Origin of the sequence: Serratia sp. CY31944 (assembly GCF_052169175.1) — a bacterium.
Classification (GTDB): domain Bacteria; phylum Pseudomonadota; class Gammaproteobacteria; order Enterobacterales; family Enterobacteriaceae; genus Serratia; species Serratia sarumanii.
The window spans coordinates 1-16,643 of record NZ_JBJNLG010000022.1; the positions used below are offsets into that span (position 1 = coordinate 1).

Annotated in this window: 20 protein-coding genes; 18 read left to right on the forward strand and 2 right to left on the reverse strand. The window is 57.9% G+C overall.

The features are described from left to right. On the forward strand, positions 1–1,673 hold a 1,673-nt coding region (locus tag ACJ8IN_RS20260; protein ID WP_442519518.1), incomplete at its 5' end, for a S8 family peptidase. A gap of 421 nt (positions 1,674–2,094) precedes the next feature. Here the strand turns inward: ACJ8IN_RS20260 and ACJ8IN_RS20265 are convergent. Together ACJ8IN_RS20265 and ACJ8IN_RS20270 are read right to left on the reverse strand one after the other, a co-directional pair. After that, positions 2,095–3,150, reverse strand: a complete 1,056-nt coding sequence (locus ACJ8IN_RS20265; RefSeq protein WP_033640705.1) for a phage portal protein — start codon at positions 3,148–3,150, stop codon at positions 2,095–2,097. 1 nt (position 3,151) lies between these two features. Beyond that, entirely contained in the window at positions 3,152–4,873 is a 1,722-nt protein-coding gene (locus tag ACJ8IN_RS20270) for a terminase large subunit domain-containing protein (protein ID WP_308325649.1), read from the reverse strand. Positions 4,874–5,032: 159 nt separating this feature from the next. On the opposite strand from ACJ8IN_RS20270, the gene ACJ8IN_RS20275 reads away from it, so the two are divergent. The 17 genes from ACJ8IN_RS20275 to ACJ8IN_RS20355 all read left to right on the forward strand — a co-directional run bounded on the left by ACJ8IN_RS20275 (position 5,033) and on the right by ACJ8IN_RS20355 (position 16,642). After that, positions 5,033–5,866, forward strand: a complete 834-nt coding sequence (locus tag ACJ8IN_RS20275; protein WP_308325648.1) for a GPO family capsid scaffolding protein — start codon at positions 5,033–5,035, stop codon at positions 5,864–5,866. 39 nt (positions 5,867–5,905) lie between these two features. After that, a complete protein-coding gene (locus tag ACJ8IN_RS20280; RefSeq protein WP_060447368.1) occupies positions 5,906–6,952 on the forward strand; it encodes a phage major capsid protein, P2 family in 1,047 nt (348 codons plus the stop codon). A gap of 44 nt (positions 6,953–6,996) precedes the next feature. Next, on the forward strand, positions 6,997–7,857 hold the full coding sequence (gene gpM, locus ACJ8IN_RS20285) for a phage terminase small subunit (RefSeq protein ID WP_308325647.1): 861 nt from the start codon (positions 6,997–6,999) through the stop codon (positions 7,855–7,857). 103 nt (positions 7,858–7,960) lie between these two features. After that, positions 7,961–8,458, forward strand: coding sequence for a head completion/stabilization protein (locus ACJ8IN_RS20290; protein ID WP_308325645.1), 498 nt, complete (start codon positions 7,961–7,963; stop codon positions 8,456–8,458). Continuing rightward, entirely contained in the window at positions 8,458–8,658 is a 201-nt protein-coding gene (locus ACJ8IN_RS20295) for a tail protein X (protein WP_033640714.1), read from the forward strand. The genes ACJ8IN_RS20290 and ACJ8IN_RS20295 overlap by 1 nt, the downstream gene beginning before the upstream one ends. Next, positions 8,649–8,930 carry a hypothetical protein gene (locus tag ACJ8IN_RS20300; protein ID WP_049200211.1) on the forward strand — a complete coding sequence of 94 codons (282 nt, stop codon included), beginning with the start codon at positions 8,649–8,651 and terminating at the stop codon, positions 8,928–8,930. The genes ACJ8IN_RS20295 and ACJ8IN_RS20300 overlap by 10 nt, the downstream gene beginning before the upstream one ends. Beyond that, positions 8,927–9,481 carry a lysozyme gene (locus ACJ8IN_RS20305; protein WP_308325644.1) on the forward strand — a complete coding sequence of 185 codons (555 nt, stop codon included), beginning with the start codon at positions 8,927–8,929 and terminating at the stop codon, positions 9,479–9,481. Before ACJ8IN_RS20300 ends, ACJ8IN_RS20305 begins: the two co-directional genes overlap by 4 nt. Beyond that, entirely contained in the window at positions 9,478–9,873 is a 396-nt protein-coding gene (locus tag ACJ8IN_RS20310; protein WP_308325643.1) for a DUF2570 domain-containing protein, read from the forward strand. The genes ACJ8IN_RS20305 and ACJ8IN_RS20310 overlap by 4 nt, the downstream gene beginning before the upstream one ends. Beyond that, positions 9,833–10,018 carry an Rz1-like lysis system protein LysC gene (lysC, locus tag ACJ8IN_RS20315; protein WP_422663550.1) on the forward strand — a complete coding sequence of 62 codons (186 nt, stop codon included), beginning with the start codon at positions 9,833–9,835 and terminating at the stop codon, positions 10,016–10,018. The genes ACJ8IN_RS20310 and lysC overlap by 41 nt, the downstream gene beginning before the upstream one ends. Beyond that, positions 10,015–10,476, forward strand: a complete 462-nt coding sequence (locus tag ACJ8IN_RS20320) for a phage tail protein (protein ID WP_308325642.1) — start codon at positions 10,015–10,017, stop codon at positions 10,474–10,476. Before lysC ends, ACJ8IN_RS20320 begins: the two co-directional genes overlap by 4 nt. Beyond that, on the forward strand, positions 10,473–11,111 hold the full coding sequence (locus ACJ8IN_RS20325; protein WP_308325641.1) for a phage virion morphogenesis protein: 639 nt from the start codon (positions 10,473–10,475) through the stop codon (positions 11,109–11,111). Before ACJ8IN_RS20320 ends, ACJ8IN_RS20325 begins: the two co-directional genes overlap by 4 nt. After that, complete coding sequence (locus tag ACJ8IN_RS20330; RefSeq protein WP_308325640.1) at positions 11,111–11,695, forward strand: phage baseplate assembly protein V; 585 nt, start codon at positions 11,111–11,113, stop codon at positions 11,693–11,695. Before ACJ8IN_RS20325 ends, ACJ8IN_RS20330 begins: the two co-directional genes overlap by 1 nt. Beyond that, positions 11,692–12,060: a GPW/gp25 family protein gene (locus ACJ8IN_RS20335; protein ID WP_308325639.1), complete on the forward strand. Its 369-nt coding sequence runs from the start codon at positions 11,692–11,694 to the stop codon at positions 12,058–12,060. The genes ACJ8IN_RS20330 and ACJ8IN_RS20335 overlap by 4 nt, the downstream gene beginning before the upstream one ends. Further along, on the forward strand, positions 12,047–12,946 hold the full coding sequence (locus tag ACJ8IN_RS20340; RefSeq protein WP_070914649.1) for a baseplate assembly protein: 900 nt from the start codon (positions 12,047–12,049) through the stop codon (positions 12,944–12,946). The genes ACJ8IN_RS20335 and ACJ8IN_RS20340 overlap by 14 nt, the downstream gene beginning before the upstream one ends. Further along, on the forward strand, positions 12,939–13,550 hold the full coding sequence (locus tag ACJ8IN_RS20345) for a phage tail protein I (protein ID WP_308325638.1): 612 nt from the start codon (positions 12,939–12,941) through the stop codon (positions 13,548–13,550). Before ACJ8IN_RS20340 ends, ACJ8IN_RS20345 begins: the two co-directional genes overlap by 8 nt. After that, positions 13,543–15,705 carry a hypothetical protein gene (locus ACJ8IN_RS20350; RefSeq protein WP_308325637.1) on the forward strand — a complete coding sequence of 721 codons (2,163 nt, stop codon included), beginning with the start codon at positions 13,543–13,545 and terminating at the stop codon, positions 15,703–15,705. The genes ACJ8IN_RS20345 and ACJ8IN_RS20350 overlap by 8 nt, the downstream gene beginning before the upstream one ends. Position 15,706: 1 nt before the next feature. Continuing rightward, entirely contained in the window at positions 15,707–16,642 is a 936-nt protein-coding gene (locus ACJ8IN_RS20355; RefSeq protein ID WP_308325636.1) for a hypothetical protein, read from the forward strand. Position 16,643 lies beyond the last annotated feature (1 nt).

Consider the following 16,643-nt stretch of genomic DNA (forward strand, 5'->3'; position numbering starts at 1 on the left):
GTCGTGACTTCATTCAACAACATTTCATAAAGTATGCCACATCATTAGGTATTACTGTTCATAATGAACTGGCCTTTACCGCAGGAACGCTTTGGTTCCTACCAATCAAAGGTCATATTACAGAAATCAATAAATTAGCTAAGTTTACATTTGTACGGGTAATTCGACCTGTACCAAAGCTACGTGGCATCCGTCCTATGCGTCGAGCAGGGGGAGCTGAGGCACAGTGCATTCTTCCATCAGAAGGGCCACTATCCCCAGAAATTAGGGTTGCGATTCTTGATGGTGGATTGCCAGAAAAGCACCCTATTTCGCCATGGCTGAGATCGTATCGAGTAATGGATGATCATGCCGACGATGATCCGGATGCACTTGATCACGGGTTGGCTGTCTCCTCTGCATTTTTATTCGGGCCAATCAATACCAAAGGAGAAATACCTCGACCGTATTCCTCCATTGATAATTTGAGGGTGCTTGACAATAAAACATGTGAAGAAGACCCATTAGAACTATACCGAACCTTAGGTTTTATAGAGGAAGTATTGCTTTCTAGACAATATCAATTTTTGAATCTTAGCCTAGGGCCAGATTTACCTATCGAAGATACAGATGTCCACGCATGGACCTCTGTGATAGACGATTTATTGAGTGATGGCGATACACTGATGACCGTAGCAGTTGGAAACAACGGCGAAAGAGATCGTCAATCGGGTAATGCTCGAATTCAAGTACCCTCTGACTGTGTTAATGCGCTCGCTGTTGGGTCAAGTGACTCAACTAATGACAGTCAATGGAAAAGGGCTTCATATAGTGCAATGGGGCCAGGAAGAAGTCCCGGTGTCATGAAGCCGGACCTAGTGGCTTTTGGTGGTGAAACCACTGAATATTTCCATGTGCTTAGTAAGGGAGAAAAGCCTGTAGTATCGCCAGAAAGAGGAACGAGCTTCGCGGCTCCTTACGCTTTGCGATCTGCTGTGGGAATACGTTCTATATTGGGTAGTGAACTAAGTCAACTTGCTATTAAGGCATTACTTATTCATGCCTCCAAACCTCTTGAACACCCATGTACTGAGGTAGGTTGGGGAAAACTACCGGAAAATTTAAGTGAAGTGATTATAAGCCCAGATGGAGTTGCCAGAATCGTCTACCAAGGGGAATTAAAACCGGGAAAATACCTACGAGCGCCGGTGCCTATTCCTGATGGCGGATTAAAAGGAACTGTAAACCTGACAGCCACATTCTGTTATGCAACGGCTACAGACCCGCAAGACTCAGCCTCTTATACAAAAGCAGGGTTAGAAATATCGTTTAGGCCAAATGATGCCAAAGTAAAAGAAGGTAGCAAAAATGCAGACACTGCCGGTTTCTTTGATTTGAAGAAGTTTTCAACAGAAAGTGAACGGCGTTCTGACATGGGGAAATGGGAAACAGTGTTGCATAGCACAAAAAACATGCGCGGTTCTTCATTAAAGAATCCAGTGTTCGACATTCACTATAATGCGCGCGAAGCTGGAGCAAGCATCGTTAGCCACAAAGCCGACAAAATTAAATACGCGCTTATCATTACAGTACGAGCGGCAAAACATCAGGACCTCTATAACGAGATATTGCGCGCTTACAATCAGATACTGGTTCCAATTCAACCTCAAACATCTATTACCATCAGACCGTAATCAGATCACCTCTCCTCCCAAGATTTGGGAGGAGAGGCCATTGAATCCTTCTGCACGAACCCGCACAATTTTGCACAATAATTCGATCTCCCACATTGCGAACCTGTGCCAGTACTGGCACGGGTTCGATCTACTTTGGATCTTGCACAAAAAAGAGGGTGTGAGGCGCGCAGGCGAGGCGGGGGAGCAAGCGCGCGCTTTGGGGTATGGGAAGGGGGGCGTGTGTTGCCTGAATGGGCCGCTGTGCGGCTCTCGCCGTCACGTTACTCTGGGCGTGATGAACAGACGATATCGCGCCAGCGGCCCGCATAGCGCGGCTGGCGGTGGGGAGCGGTTCGACGTGATGGGCGGGGCGCTTGATGGGGCTACTTGTCGGGGGATGGCCGTCATAGACAGCGGCGGCCGTGCTGCAGTACCGGGGTTACTCTACATCGAGCAATGCATACGGGTTGAAGCGGATCACCTCCTCCCCCATCCAGTCGTTGACGTGCTTCATGGCTTCCATGATGGGCGTCAGCTCGTTGATGGCGAACACCCGCGCCGCCTTCTCCACGTCGCCGAAGGTGCCGTTACCTTCCGGCATGGCGCCCATCAGCTGCGGCGGAACACGGTGAGCGGCAAGGATATCGTCACGCGTGGCTGACTTGACGCCCAGGAATTCATCCTTGGCCGAGATCTGGCTGAACGGCAGGATCTGCACCGAGTCCTTACCGCCGTTAGGCGCGTGCAGCAGGATGTTTTTGAATGCCCCGCCGCGGCGCGTGTCGGTCAGCGTCTTCTTGAGCTTGTCGAGACTCTCCTGATCGGCGATAGCGCTGTTGACGTAGACGATGCAGCCGGCATGGCTGCCGTTGTCGTAGTACAGCTTGCGGAACGTGTCGGCCGAGTGCGAAAGGTTCGCGGACAGCAGGCCCGCGAAGTATTCCGGCATGCCGTAGATCTCCTGGTGAATATCCGGGTTGATCACATGGCAGACGGCGCCGGTGGGAAACTGATAATCATCAAGCCCCGCCTGGATAAACCAGTAGGTGTCCAGGTCAGAGCCGCGGCGCGTGTACTTCGCCAGCGTGTGGTGCAGCGCCAACGGGCCACCTAACACGTTGCGGCGCAGCTCCAGGTAGGCATTGCCGAACACCACCCAATCCATGGCGAAGGCGGAGAAGGCCTGGCGCGACAGCAGCTTATGCGGAATGAAACAACCGGCCAGCACGTTACGCTTGAATATCAGCGCCGACTGGTGCCAGCTGGCGTGGCCGAACTGGCGAGCCAGCCCGTACCAGCTGATCGGCGTGTCGTAGTAACGGCCGTTGTCGGCGCAGTACATCGAATCGAGCAGGTCATAGGACGAGCTGACCGGCCAGGGGCCGTCGAATGAGAAGGTACTCAGGCCAGGGAGTTTTTGCAGCTCGGTCGCCAGATCAAGCTGCGTGTCTGCGGCGGGCTGCTGGCGCTGCCGCGGTGATTTTCGTTTGCTCACGTTAATACTCCATAACCGTCATTGTGCTGCCGCCATCTTGTCCCAGCGGCTCGTTGATAATGGCCAGCATCGTCGCCCAGGCAAGGTCGCCATGGCTGACACCGCGGCTGCGGTCGGTGTCATAGGTGATAACCCCGCCAGGCGTTACCACTTTGCGCACCGCGCTGAATGCCGTGATCAGGTCACGCTCCCCACGGTCGAACTCCCAGCGACCGCCGCGAACCAGCTGCTGCATCTTCAATACCAGCATGCGCTTGCTGGCCGGGTTGAACTGGTAGCAGACCGCCGCCGGGAACTTCTTCTTCACCAACTGCCAGACCGCCTCACCAATCCCCTGCCCGTCAATGCCGACATGCTGCACGTTATAGCGATCCAGCATGCCAATGATCAGATTGGCCTGCGCCTCGAACTCCATGCCACGGATGCGCTGCGTCTCGATGGTGCGGAACTTGCCACCGGCGACCAGCGGCACGGCGTTGACGGAGATCGCCCCGCTGTCACCCTTCCCGCTGGCGCCGTTGGGATCGTAGCCAATCCAGACAGGCCGATCGGCCAGCGGCCGCATGGCATAGGGTTTCCAGTCGAGCCAGTCGTCATAACCATCGGCGCCGCAGGTCAGCAGCATGTTGTAGTCAAAGGCCGATTCGCCGTTGCGGATAAACTGGCAGCCGTAGAGGTTGTCGTATTCCTCCGGGCTGTTCTCGTCGCGGATTTCATCGATATCGGTCAAATCCCAGCCGTGATCGATGGCGTCCTGCAACGTGACGATCTGGCGCCAGATCTTGTCCGGGCACATCAGCCCGCTGTTCAGCGTCTTCCAGGACGTGTCGAATTCCACGCGGCTACTGCTGGCGCGCCCCTTGTTGAACGCCTCCCCTGTCCAAAACGGGTACGCTTCATGGCTTTCCGCCGATGGCGTGGAGAAGTAGGTACGCGTCAGCCCTTTCAGCGTCGCCATAGCGCCGGCCACCTTCTTCAGGTTCGCGAACTGACCCACCCAGAAAAACTCGTCAAAGAACAGGTTGCCGGTGTAGGACTGCGCCGTCGCTGCAGACGTGCCGAGGAAGTGCAGCTCCGCACCGTTGAACAGCTGGATCATGTCGCCGCCTTTCAGCTCGACGTCGACCTCCGCCGCAGCCGAACGAATGAAGCTGCGGAACTGGTACGCCTGACGGCGGCTGGCCGACAGAAAGATCTGGTTGAGCTGGTGCTTGTACTTCACATCGTCAGATAACGCGCGGATCAGCGCCTCGCGCGCAAAATACCAGGTCGCCCCCACCTGGCGGCTCTTCAGGATCATCCGGTTGCGGTGGTGGTGATTGTCATACCAGCCTTGCTGGTGCCAGTGCAGCGACCCCAGAATGTTCTGCCGCAGCTGCGCGATCTGCGACTCAGAGAAGAAGTTTTGCTTCTTGCGCACCTTCTTTTTCGGCTGGGTGGCCAGCGTGCCGTTGTCCAGCTTCTTCAGCTGGCGCGTCAGCAGGTCGATTTCCTTGAAGTCGCCGCCGCTCTTCTTGTCCTTGCCGGTCAGCTGCACCAGGCGCGCATCAATCGAGGTGGTAACGCGCTGGATCGGTGGCGTTTCGTCCCATTCGTCGCGCTTCTTCCAGGCGTAAACCGTGTTCTGGTTGATACCCATCAGGCGCGCGATCTCCGCCGGCGGGTAGCCCTGCCAGTAAAGCTGTCGTGCGCGGTGCCTAGTGAATGTTTCCTGAACCGTCATTGTCTCCCCCATGTCCTGCCGGGGAGGTTAACCCGCGCGCGCGGGGGCTTTCTCTCAGTGCCGGCTGTCGCCGTTCTCCGACAACAACAACGCGTTGAGACAGGGCCGGACGCCCTGCCATCATCACCGGGAACTCAACAGAATCGTGAGCAAGCAGACATGGCAAGCACAACGAGCACCCGTAAGAAATTCCGCATTATGACCTCCGGCGTCACTATCGACGGCCGTCAGGTCACCCGCGATCAGATCCATGCGATGGCGGCGTCGTATAACCCGTCTCTCTATGGCGCCCGCGTCAATATCGAGCACTACCTTTCTCCGTTCCCAGACAGCGAGTTTTGCGCAATGGGGGATGTTGCGGCCCTATCCGCCGAAGACATTTCCGAAGGGCCGTTAGCAGGGGAAGCATCTTTGTTCGCTGAGATCGAACCCACGGCTCGCATGAGGGCCATGACCGACGACGGTAAGAAAATCTTTTCCAGCGTCGAGATCCATCCCAAATTCCCGACGACCAACGGCCCGTATCTGGTCGGCCTGGCGATGACCGACACCCCGGCCAGCCTGGGCACTGACAAGCTGAAATTCACCGCCGAAAAACGCGGGGAGATCATGCGATTCAGTGCTGCGGATGCTGAAACGACGATGTTCACTACCGCTTTCGAAGCTGAGCTGATGCAGGCAGACCAGTCGCGCTCAACCACCGGCAACGAGTGGTTCTCCCGCGTCATGGGCATCCTCGGCAAGGGCAAGAAAACCGACGATGAACGTTTCAGCCAGGTGCATCAGGCGGTAGAGGCCGTGGCGCAGTCGCAGGCCGATTTGACCGACCAGTTCAGCGCCACCGCGCAGGAAAGCGCCAGCAACAAGCAGGCCATCGCGAAGTTGACCGCTGACCTGGCTGCGATGCAGCAGAAGGTTGTAACCACGGACGGTAACTTCAACCGTCGCCCGCCGGCCGGCGGTGGTGGCAACGCGCAGTTGGCTGACTACTAAGTCAGCGTCTGATCGATATTCACTACAAGAGAAACGAACATGGAAAACATTACCCGCGAGCTGTTCGACCAGTACATCAGCCGGCAGGCCCAGCTAAACCGCGTATCGCCGGCCGCCGTCGCGGCAAAATTCGCTGTCGATCCGACGGTGCAGCAGAAGCTGGAAGCCGCCGCGCAGGAAAGCGACTCTTTCCTGAGCAAGATTAACGTCTTCGGCGTGACCCAACAGATCGGCCAAAAAGTGCTGATCGGCAGCAAAGGCCCGCTGGCCGGGGTGAACAACAGCACCACCACGCGCCGCAATCCAGCCGATAACAGCAAAATGGAGCCGTACGACTACATGTGCCGCAAGGTCAACTACGACTACGGCATCAGCTACGAGCAATTGGACGCCTGGGCGCATCAGCCTAACTTCCAGCCGCTGATCAGCAGCGCAATGGCGCGACAGATGTCGCTTGACCGCATCATGATCGGTTTCAACGGCACCAGCTACGCCGATCCGTCCAACCGCGCCGCCAACCCGCTGCTGCAGGACTGCGGCATCGGCTTCCTTGAGAAAATCCGTAAGGAAGCACCGCATCGCGTTATTTCAAATATCACGGTCACCTCGCGGGATGAAGACAACAAGATCATCACCAAAGGCACCTACGGCAACGTATCGGCTGCGGTGTATGACGCCAAAAACAGCCTGATGGACGAATGGCACAAGCGTAACCCGGATAACGTGGTGATCCTGGCCGGCGATCTGCTGACAACCAGCAATTTCCCGGCAATCAACGCCATGAGCCAGACCAACCCGAACACCGAAATGTTGGCCGGTCAGCTCATTGTCGCGCAGGAGCGCGTCGGGAACATGCCGACCTTCATCGCGCCGTTCTTCCCGGTCAACGGCATCCTGATCACGCCGTTTAAGAACCTGTCGATCTACTACCAGCGCGGCGGCCTGCGCCGAACCATCAAGGAAGAGCCGGAGTACAACCGCGTCGCGACCTACCAGTCATCGAACGATGACTTCGTGGTCGAGGACTACGGCAACGTCGCCTTTATCGACGGCATCACCTTCGCGCAGCCTGAGAACGGCGGTTAATCACCCGGGCGGGCACCTGCCCGCCCCCCTTTGGGGACAGGACAATGCTGACACCGGCACAACGACATTTTCAGCGCGTGATGGCGGAACGCCACGGTAAGACCGAGGAGTTCACAGACGCCGCCCGCACTGCGCATGAACAAATCCTTCACCGCCTGCGCATGGATCAGAGTGCACTCAAACGCGTGCAGTCCGACCAGGCGAAAGCGGAGATGAAAAAGCAGCTTTTACCGCAGTACGACGGCTGGATCGAAGGCACGCTCGACGGCAACAGCGGCCGGCAGGACGAGGTCATCGTCACCCTGATGATCTGGGCGATTGACGCCGGCGATTACCCGCTGGCGGTGCGTATCGGCCGCTATGTCATCGAGCACAACCTCGCAATGCCTGACCAGTTCCGCCGCACGGCAGCGACGGCCCTCGTGGAAGAGCTTTGCGATCCCATTCTGGTGCAGGTCAAGGCCGACGAGAGCACCGATTTGACCGCACACCTGCAGGTGCTGGACGAGCTCGCGCACATCGTCGATGGCAAGGACATGCCTGACGTCGTGCTCGCCAAGCTGTTCAAGGTGCGCGGCTTTGCCTTACGCGGTGGCGATGATGCCGCCCAGGCGAAGGCGCTGGAACTGCTGCGCCAGGCGCTGAAACTGGACGCCAACGCCGGCGTGAAGAAAGCGATCGAGAGCCTGGCACGCCAGGTCAAGAAAGCCGGCCAGAACACCGACGGCGCAGGCGATAACGATGCCGGCACCGCGGCAACAACCGACGCTGCAGCAGCATCAAAAACGACTGTACCGGCCGCCCAGCGCCGGCAGCGCAGTAGCACCCCGCGTAAGCCGTCAGTCGCTAATAAACCCGCCGGCAAGGCCGCCGGTAAGAAAGCCAAACAGGACGCCACCGAATAAAACGACTTGCGCCCCGTGCGCTGGCGGCGCGGGCGGAGATCTGCAGCGCTTCGCGTGTGCTTTTCCCCATCCGCTCACCGCCACCTTTTGAGGAGATTGGGCCATGAGCCTTGTTGCCGGGCGTACCGTCACCCCCGCCGCTGACGATGTGCCAGATACCGACGATGGCGGCGAGACCATCACCGCCGGCCCCTTCTGGCCCGCGATTGCGCTCAAGGACGTGCGCCTTGAGATGCGCATCACCGGCGCGGTGACCACCACCCGCTTAAAACAGGCCGCGATTGAGGCGACAGGCCATGTGATCGACCAGTTGACGGGCTGGCAAGAAAACCAGTCGAAAGCCGGCTTCGCGTCGCTGGAGACCGTGCCAGCCCGTCAAATCAATGACGTGAGCGTGAAGATCCACCGCTACCGCCGCGCGGTATTCAGCATCACACGCGCGCTGCTGATCGAAAACTATCGCGACGTCGACACCACCGGCGACGCCGGCGAGAAACGCGCCGCCGGGTTGACGCTGCAGGCGGCAGATCTGTGGCGGGATGCCCGCTGGGCTATCGCCGATATTCGCGATGAAGTGCGCAATTTTGCGGAGGCATTTTAGTGAAGGTGCAAGCAATGCAGGGCGACACGCTGGATCTGCTGTGCCAGCGACACTACGGCACCACGCAAGGCGTGACCGAAATCGTGCTAGCCGCCAATCCGGGGATCGCCGAACAGATATTTTTGACCGCCGGCCAGGTGGTCGAACTGCCGGAGATCGAACGTTCAACCCAACAGGAGACGGTGCAGCTATGGACGTAATCGACCGCCTCTGGAGCTGGGTGATCTACTCCTATTCCACCGTGCTGATGGGCATCGGCATGATGACGCAGCGCGAATGGCTGGCGACCGGCGGGCTGGTGATCGGCCTTATCGCCGCGGCGCTGGGCGAAATCCACCGCCGCCGGGTGGCGCGCAGCCAGGCGACCACCAACGCCCTGCTGGCGCAGCTGGTTGACGCAGTGCGCAGCGATGCCGAGAACCGGCAGGATGTGAAGGCGCTTATCAGCGAGCTGAAAGGGGGCCACCGGTGAGAAGAAAAAGCGTTATCGCCTGCAGCGTGGCCGCCATTGTGGCGCTGGTCGGTGCCCTGTGGCCCGAGAAGGTGCGCACCAGCCAGGCGGCACAGTTAAAAATGGCGAAGTATGAGGACTGCCGCAAGACGCCCTACTACTGCCCCGCCGGGGTGCTGACCATCGGCATGGGCTCAACGACCCACGTCGAAGATCGGCAGTACTCGGAAACGGAGATCGCCGAACGCTGGGTAAACGACCTGGTACGCGCGGAAAAGTGTATCAACAGCAACTTTAACGGCGCCGCCGCCCCGCAATTCGTGTTTGAAGCGCTAACCGACGTCAGTTTCAACGTGGGTTGCACCGGGATCAGTTGGTTCACCGATCGCCAGGGCAAAAAGCAGCGCACCACGCTGTGGAAATACGCGCAGGCGGGCAATTGGCCCGGCGTGTGCCTGCGCCTGACCGACTTTGTGAACTCCGGCGGCAAACGCCTGCAAGGGCTGGTTAACCGTCGGGAAGAGTTCAAAGCCTGGTGCCTGTCTGACCCGGATCTGAAGGTCGAAAAATGAAAGGGTTAGGTTGTTTTACTTTGATTTTTGCCATTTTGCTCGCTTTGGCATTCATGCAAAAAAAAGCCGAAACCAGAAAACGCATAGCCGCAGAGAAAGAATTGAGCAGCACCGTGCAGGTGCTGAAACAGACCAACGATGTACTGGCCGAAGTGCGCGCCCTGCGTGCCGACGTCGGCGAGATTGAGGCAGGCATGAAGAAGCTGAGCGAGAAGCGCGGCACAAATGGAGAGCAACGACGTGAAACCATCAAGACTGCGCTGGCCGGCGAAACGTGCGCCGTTACTCCTGTGCCTGCTGCTGTCGCTGACAGCCTGCAAAAGCGCGCCGCGGAAGTCCGCGCCGCAGATTATTCAGGAACCTTTGCCGGCCAGCCTAACGGCAAACACTGATGTACCTGCAGCACCGTCACCGATGACTTACGGCAGCCTGGCGCCCTGGGCGGATCGGTTGCTGGATGCGCTGGACACCTGCAACGCCGATAAGGCGGCCATACGAGAACTCGAACTACGGCGTATCGCCAGGGGGATGAAGTGAAAAAAGCCGAACTGCTGCGCGACGCGCTGACTGCGGCCAGTGCCTGGTGCAAGGCCAACCCTGAGCTGTTCACCGTTTTTGTTGAAAAGGGGCATATCGAAATCCAGGCGACCGGCGAGCCTTCGTTTATGTACGTTTATCCGCTCCAGGTATTCGTGATGAACTATCCGGGTGATCTAGATGACCTGATGCTGCCACTGTTGGGATGGATATGGGAATACCAGCCAGACCTGCTATTGAACCCGGATAAAAACAAAAGCATTGAGTTCGAAGCCGATATTGCAAACGACGACACTGCCGATCTGTTGCTGAAGGTGCCAATTTGGGAGCGTGTCATGGTAACACGCCAAAATGGAAAGCTTCTTACACAGCACCTGGCGGAAGACAAGCCCCGCATCAACGGCGGCGACTGGCAAATCGTGTTCGATCCTGAGAGTGACGGGGAGCTGGTGCCATGACCGATGCCGCGCTGTTTCATAAACTGGATCAGGTGTTCGCCGATATTCTCGGCGGCATGTCCCCCGCCGGGCGTATACGCACCGCGCGCGAGGTCGGCCGCATGCTGCGCCAGAGCCAGTCGCGGCGCATTGCACGCCAGGAAAACCCGGACGGCTCAAAATTCGAGAAGCGCCGCCGCAAGGTGCTGCGCTCACAGGCCGGGATTGGCTTTATCTGGAACGGCGAAACCCGCCGCCTGAAAAACTGGCGGGCAACCAAGGGCAGCCGCGGCCGCATGCTGACCGGTTTCGATGAAGGTCGCGGTGCCGTCCGCTCATTCTATCGCGAGGATATCGAGCGTTACCTCGATATCAACTTCAGCCAGACGCGCAAGGACACCACCAAGGCCGATCCGATGTTTCGCCGGTTGCGCACCGCGCGATTCCTGAAGGCGCGCGCCGATGCCGGCGGCGCCACCGTCGGTTTTACCGGCGTTGCGGGCCGTATTGCGCGCACGCACCAGTACGGCCTGCGCGACAGGGTGAACAAGTCCGGCGCGATGGCATCCTACCCACGCCGCGAGGTGCTGGGGATCACCAAAGCCGACCGCATGGCGATCGCCCGTTCGGTCATTGACTCGCTGGGGGTGAAATAGTGGACGCGGCAGAACTCATTCGCCTGCTGGAAAACCTGATCCGCGTTGGCGTGGTCACGGCGATCGACGAAGACAACAAGCGCGTGCGCGTCGCCACCGGCGGGTTAGATACCTCCTGGCTACGCTGGAATGCGCAGCGCGCCGGCGCATTCAACATCTGGATGCCGCCGTCACTCGGTGAGCAGGTCTGGCTGTTGTGCATCGGCGGCAACCCGGAGACGGCCATTATCGGCGGCAGCCTGTACAGCAACGATCACCCCGCCCCCGGCGGCTCGCGTAACGAGATGGTGATCACCGCCCCGGACGGCGCCAAATTCCGTTATGACGCCGATGCCGGCGAGCTGGAAGTCAGCGGCGTCAAGACCGCCAAATTAACAGCCGAGGTCAAAGTGATCCTGGATTCGCCCGTCGTCGAATGCACCAACCTGCTGAAGACCCGGCAATTCGACGTCAGCGAAGGCGGCGAGATGCACGGTGATTTCAATCACACCGGCGGCGCCTTCGTGTCGAACGGCGTGAAGGTCGACAATCACGGCCACGGCGGCGTGCAGCGCGGCGGCGACTGGACGGAGGGCACCCGATGAGCGAGAAGTACCGCGGCATGAATAACAGCGGCACCGGCACGCTGACCGATGCGGATCACGTCTGGCAGTCAGCCAATGACATTCTGCTGACGCCCATCGGTTCGCGCATCATGCGCCGTAATTACGGCTCGCTTGTGCCCGATCTGCTCGACAGCCCGCAGAACGACGTCACCCGCCTGCAGCTCATGAGCGCGACCGTGATCGCGCTGGCGGCATGGGAGCCGCGCCTTGCGCTGGACACCATCAACATCAGCTATTCACCCACTGGCGCCGTCACGGCCGAGATGGCCGGCATGCTGACGGAAAGCATGGAGAAAAGCACCGGGACGATTGAGTTAAGGAGCTACAACGATGCCAACGATTGACCTGTCGCAACTGCCATCGCCGCAGATCATCGAGCCGCTCGACTTCGAGACGATACTCGTTGACGTCAAGGCAGTGATGATCGCCGCCTTCCCTGCTGACCAGCAGGCGTCGGTTGCCGCCGCCCTGTCGCTGGAGTCCGAGCCGCTCAACGTGATCGCCCAGGCGATGGCCTACCGCGAATTGTTGTTGCGCCGGCGGATCAACGAGGGGGCAGCCGCCTGCATGCTTAGCCACGCCGAAGGCACCGACCTGGACAACCTGGCCGCAAACCTCGACACCGAGCGCCTGACGATCACCCCGGAAACGGACACGTCCGACGCGGTAATGGAGAGTGACGAAGCCCTGCGCCTGCGCGCGCAATCCGCGTTCGAGGGCATGAGCGTGGCCGGCCCGTCGGCGGCGTATGAATATTTTGCCCGCAGCGCCAGCGGCAAGGTTGCCGACGCCAGGGCAACCAGCCCGGCGCCGGCGGAAGTGGTGATCGCCGTTCTGTCGACCGACGGTGACGGCACCGCCTCGCCCGAGCTGCTGGCCGCAGTGACGGCCGCGGTTAACGATGAAGAAGTGCGGCCGCTGGGCGACCGCGTGACGGTTCGCAGCGCGGATATCGTCGACTATTCGATTGATGCCGAGCTGTTCCTGTATCCGGGGCCGGAGTCGGAACCCATCATCAACGCCGCCATGGCGTCGCTGCGTGGCTTTTTGGCCGACAACGACAAGAAGATCGGGCGTGACGTTGCCAGGTCGGCGATCTCCGCCTCACTGCATGTGCAGGGGGTGCAACGTGTGGTGCTGCGTTCGCCGGCGACTGACCTGCAGATCTCCGACACGCAAGCCGCACGCAACATTGGCTATGCAGTAGAGAACGGCGGGACGGATGAATAACACCCTGCTCCCCCCGTCCGCCGGTGCCTGGATGCGCCACACCGAAACGGTCACTGCGCGGTTGTCGGCGATCACCGTCGCGCTGCGCACGCTGTGGACGCCGACCGCCTGCCCGGTTGAGTTGTTGCCGTATCTCGCCTGGGCGCTGTCGGTCGACCGCTGGGACAAGAACTGGCCGGCAGAGAAAAAGATAGCGGCGATCCAGCAATCCTACTGGCAGCACCGCCGCAAGGGCACCCGCGCCGCGGTGCGGCGGGTGATTGAGAGCATGGGATTTTCGGCCACCTTTGCTGAATGGTTCGACACCGGCGATAGGCCGGGCACCTTTCGCCTTGAGGTCGACGTCAACGATGTGGGCATCACCGAAAAGACGCTGGCCGAATTAAATCGCCTGGTCGCGGATGCCAAACCGGTCAGTCGGCATATAGCAGGCATCAACATTATTGTTGGTGCGGCCGGGGTGTTGAATGTGGGTGTTGCCAGCTATGAGGGGGATATTGTCGATATATACCCGGCCGGATTTATACCAGAAAGAGCAATTTATTACGATGCATCTATTCATTATGACGGCAATTATCATTATACCGGGGTAGCAAATGAGTAACATTAATGAGGTGTCGCGATGGGAACCAACCATTGATCAGGTCGATGATAGCGACCGTGTCAAAGGCGGGGAATCTGGCGTAATTAATATTCAAGCGGCACAATTAGCCGCGAGAACCAATTACCTAAAAAACCTGTTTGATACGCTAATGGGGATGGTTACCCTGGGCGAAGGGCCGTATACATCAGTAGAACAAGCTCAAGCCGACATTGACCGCGGAAAAATCCCCGAAGCGATGAAATTCAGCGTGCGTTCTATTATTTCCGGGCACTGGGTTGATGAATATTCAAATACCGGCGGGATAGCAACCCCAACGGGCGAATACCTTCCGTCAGGCGAAAGCATTATTTCAGCGCTGGGTAAAATAGATGCGACAAATCAGCGTGTAGACGGAATGATGCGATTGGCAGACGAATCCCCCCTACTCAGCTCCGACGAATATATGTGGGGAGTCAGTAGCGCCGCAGGCACGCGCGATATCGGCATGGCGCTGGATAAGGATTGGGGTCTGATGCTGGCAGAGCTGCCGCGTGCCGTGCAGGAATATCTTGTCAACATGCTGCCGGAATCGCTCTCAAACCGATACTCCGGCGTGCGTTGGGCCGTCGGCGAAGGCACCACCGGTGAGCTGGTTTTGCTGGATAACGGCGATTTCTACATCCCCGGTGTGGCGCTCCCACTGCAGGACGCGCTGGGGCAATCGTCAGCGCAGGTAAAATCGCATAACGGTACCCCTGCGCTATTTTGGAATGGCGTACCCGTCTGGACTGAAAAGCCGGTCATTTCAGCCAATAAAATGACCGAGTCGGGTTGCGTTTTTTCATACCAAAACGCAGACGGCAGCACGGGGGCGGGCTTATTGTTCGTGCCAAGTATTCGTGAAATCCCCGTATCTGCCGCCTATATTCTGCTGTATATCTGCCTGGGGCAAAGCCTCGGCGCGGCGTATGACAAACCCGGCAAGGACATCCGCATTGTGGGGGCTGACCCAGAGTTGCGCGGGCGCTGCCTGTCGCCGGCCGGCCGCGCGGACGGCAATAGCGGCAGCTGGAGCCAGCAGGATTTAGAGCGCACAACGGATATGGCCCATAACAAAGACCGCCAGGGGCACAATATTCCGCTCGCAAATGGCCTGATGTACGAAATGCGCGATGCCGGCATGAATCTGCCGACGATTATCAACGCCCCATGCAATGCGGGCGGGCAGCCATTTTCAGGAATATCCGCAGGTACCCCGGCATACATCAAAAGCATGAAAATGGTGGAATACATCACGGCGTTTGCTGCTGGCGTAGGAAAGCCCGTCAATGCGGATTTTGTTCTTTTTGAGCACGGGGAAACCAATAACGATAACGGCAGTTGCCGTAATCCCGGCGACTATGATGCGCTAATGACGCCCTACATGGATGATTCAATACCAGCATTTAAGGCGATAACGGGGCAGCAGAACGACATTTGCATTGTTGTCGGGCAGGTCGGCAGCAGAATAAACACGAAAGCCGGCGCGGTGGACGCAGAGGGGAACCCGACGGGCGAGACGGTGATCGTACAACCGTATTCCGTAGCAGCTGTTGATCAAATGACCTATGTCAGACGAAACGCGAACGCCATCATGTATGGCAGTAAATACATGTTAAACCACCTGTTTAGCGATGGTTCATTATCGCACCTGAATGAAAAGGGAAAGGTTATTCAGGGGGAAATGATTGAAAAGGCAATTTTCTGGCATTTATACGACAACAACAAAAAGGGAACATGGACAGGGAATCGCGTAAAAAAAATAACCATCACGGATAACATTATTGATATTGAGCGTGATGTGCCATTCCCGCCGCTGGTCTTCGACACTGCGATGTTGGGTGACTGCGAAAATTACGGACACTCGTTAGAGTGCGAATCCGCAATTATTGAGCGCGTAGATATCATTGACGAAATAAAGGTCAGGCTGACGCTAGATAAAGCGCCATCACCTGAAGACCATCTATTGATTGGATTTAATAACAGGTCTCAATCGGATAATGGTTATGTTTATCCTCGAACATGTATCAGAGACTCGTCGCCGTGGGTTTCCAGGTATGTAAAACAAAATGATGACGCATTCCCTATTTACAATTGGGCGGTACTTGAACGCATCCCGCTAACAGGAGAGCTATAGCATGGCGATAATTAATAACACGCGCTCACCGTATAACGGAAAGCGAAAGGGGTTCGACCTCAGCCCGTATATTCTGAGTCCCGAGCAGCTTTACGCCGCGCACAAAGCCCGCGTTATGGCGGACGGGGGCGTTATTTTCGATGAAGCGGGTTGCCTGGCACGTTTTGAAATGCTGGTTGCAAATGCGATTTATCAAAAGGTGATGTTGGCTATCAATCCGATGTTCGGAGTTAAACTTGCTGCGGATGGCGTCTCTGTTCTAAAGGTTTACGGCCTGCGCGGCGATGACTTTATTGCCGTCAAACAGCAGCTCGATACCCCACCGGCGCAGGAGCTGCCACTGTTCGATCGCAACAGCCGGTCGATTCGCGTGAAGGTGGCGGCGTATGCCGGCGGGTACCTGCGCAGCGAGCACGCGCAAACAATCCAGCATGGCGATACGAACACCTACGCAATTTCAATGCTGGCGATGGATACCGACCCAATGGACTCCGTCGGCCTGACGGCGGGGTTAAGCCTGGCCAATTTAGGTTTGGCCTATATGCGCGTGATCGCAAGCCCGTACTCAACTGGCATTCGCGAAGCCTGGCGCTACGGCACGCGCGCCAGCAATTTTATCAATCAAGGCAGCCCAGGCGCGGCGATCACGGTGGCTCGCGAACCGTACGAAGCCTATATCCCCTCGGCAGCGTATTTTGATATTGCGGCGGGTACGATCACTGCGTTTGAAAACGGTGGCGAAAAAAATACGGCGCAGTCGCCGACCGGAGCGCTCGCGTCGTTGCGTGATGCAGGATTTGTTTATGTGGGTAATGTCATGTTCGACGTGAAGCAGGGCAGCGGATTCATGCAGAGTTGCGACGGCTCATTCAGGGATTTCACGTTACTGACGGGGGCATCCCGCCGCGATGCTGAAGTTTTATCACGGATTAGCTAGG

Coding starts and splice junctions, on each gene's coding strand:
- ACJ8IN_RS20270 (WP_308325649.1), bottom strand. CDS start 4,873: ATGACGGTTCAGGAAACATTCACTAGGCACCGCGCACGACAGCTTTAC.
- ACJ8IN_RS20275 (WP_308325648.1), top strand. CDS start 5,033: ATGGCAAGCACAACGAGCACCCGTAAGAAATTCCGCATTATGACCTCC.
- ACJ8IN_RS20280 (WP_060447368.1), top strand. CDS start 5,906: ATGGAAAACATTACCCGCGAGCTGTTCGACCAGTACATCAGCCGGCAG.
- gpM (WP_308325647.1), top strand. CDS start 6,997: ATGCTGACACCGGCACAACGACATTTTCAGCGCGTGATGGCGGAACGC.
- ACJ8IN_RS20290 (WP_308325645.1), top strand. CDS start 7,961: ATGAGCCTTGTTGCCGGGCGTACCGTCACCCCCGCCGCTGACGATGTG.
- ACJ8IN_RS20300 (WP_049200211.1), top strand. CDS start 8,649: ATGGACGTAATCGACCGCCTCTGGAGCTGGGTGATCTACTCCTATTCC.
- ACJ8IN_RS20310 (WP_308325643.1), top strand. CDS start 9,478: ATGAAAGGGTTAGGTTGTTTTACTTTGATTTTTGCCATTTTGCTCGCT.
- ACJ8IN_RS20325 (WP_308325641.1), top strand. CDS start 10,473: ATGACCGATGCCGCGCTGTTTCATAAACTGGATCAGGTGTTCGCCGAT.
- ACJ8IN_RS20335 (WP_308325639.1), top strand. CDS start 11,692: ATGAGCGAGAAGTACCGCGGCATGAATAACAGCGGCACCGGCACGCTG.
- ACJ8IN_RS20340 (WP_070914649.1), top strand. CDS start 12,047: ATGCCAACGATTGACCTGTCGCAACTGCCATCGCCGCAGATCATCGAG.
- ACJ8IN_RS20345 (WP_308325638.1), top strand. CDS start 12,939: ATGAATAACACCCTGCTCCCCCCGTCCGCCGGTGCCTGGATGCGCCAC.
- ACJ8IN_RS20350 (WP_308325637.1), top strand. CDS start 13,543: ATGAGTAACATTAATGAGGTGTCGCGATGGGAACCAACCATTGATCAG.
- ACJ8IN_RS20355 (WP_308325636.1), top strand. CDS start 15,707: ATGGCGATAATTAATAACACGCGCTCACCGTATAACGGAAAGCGAAAG.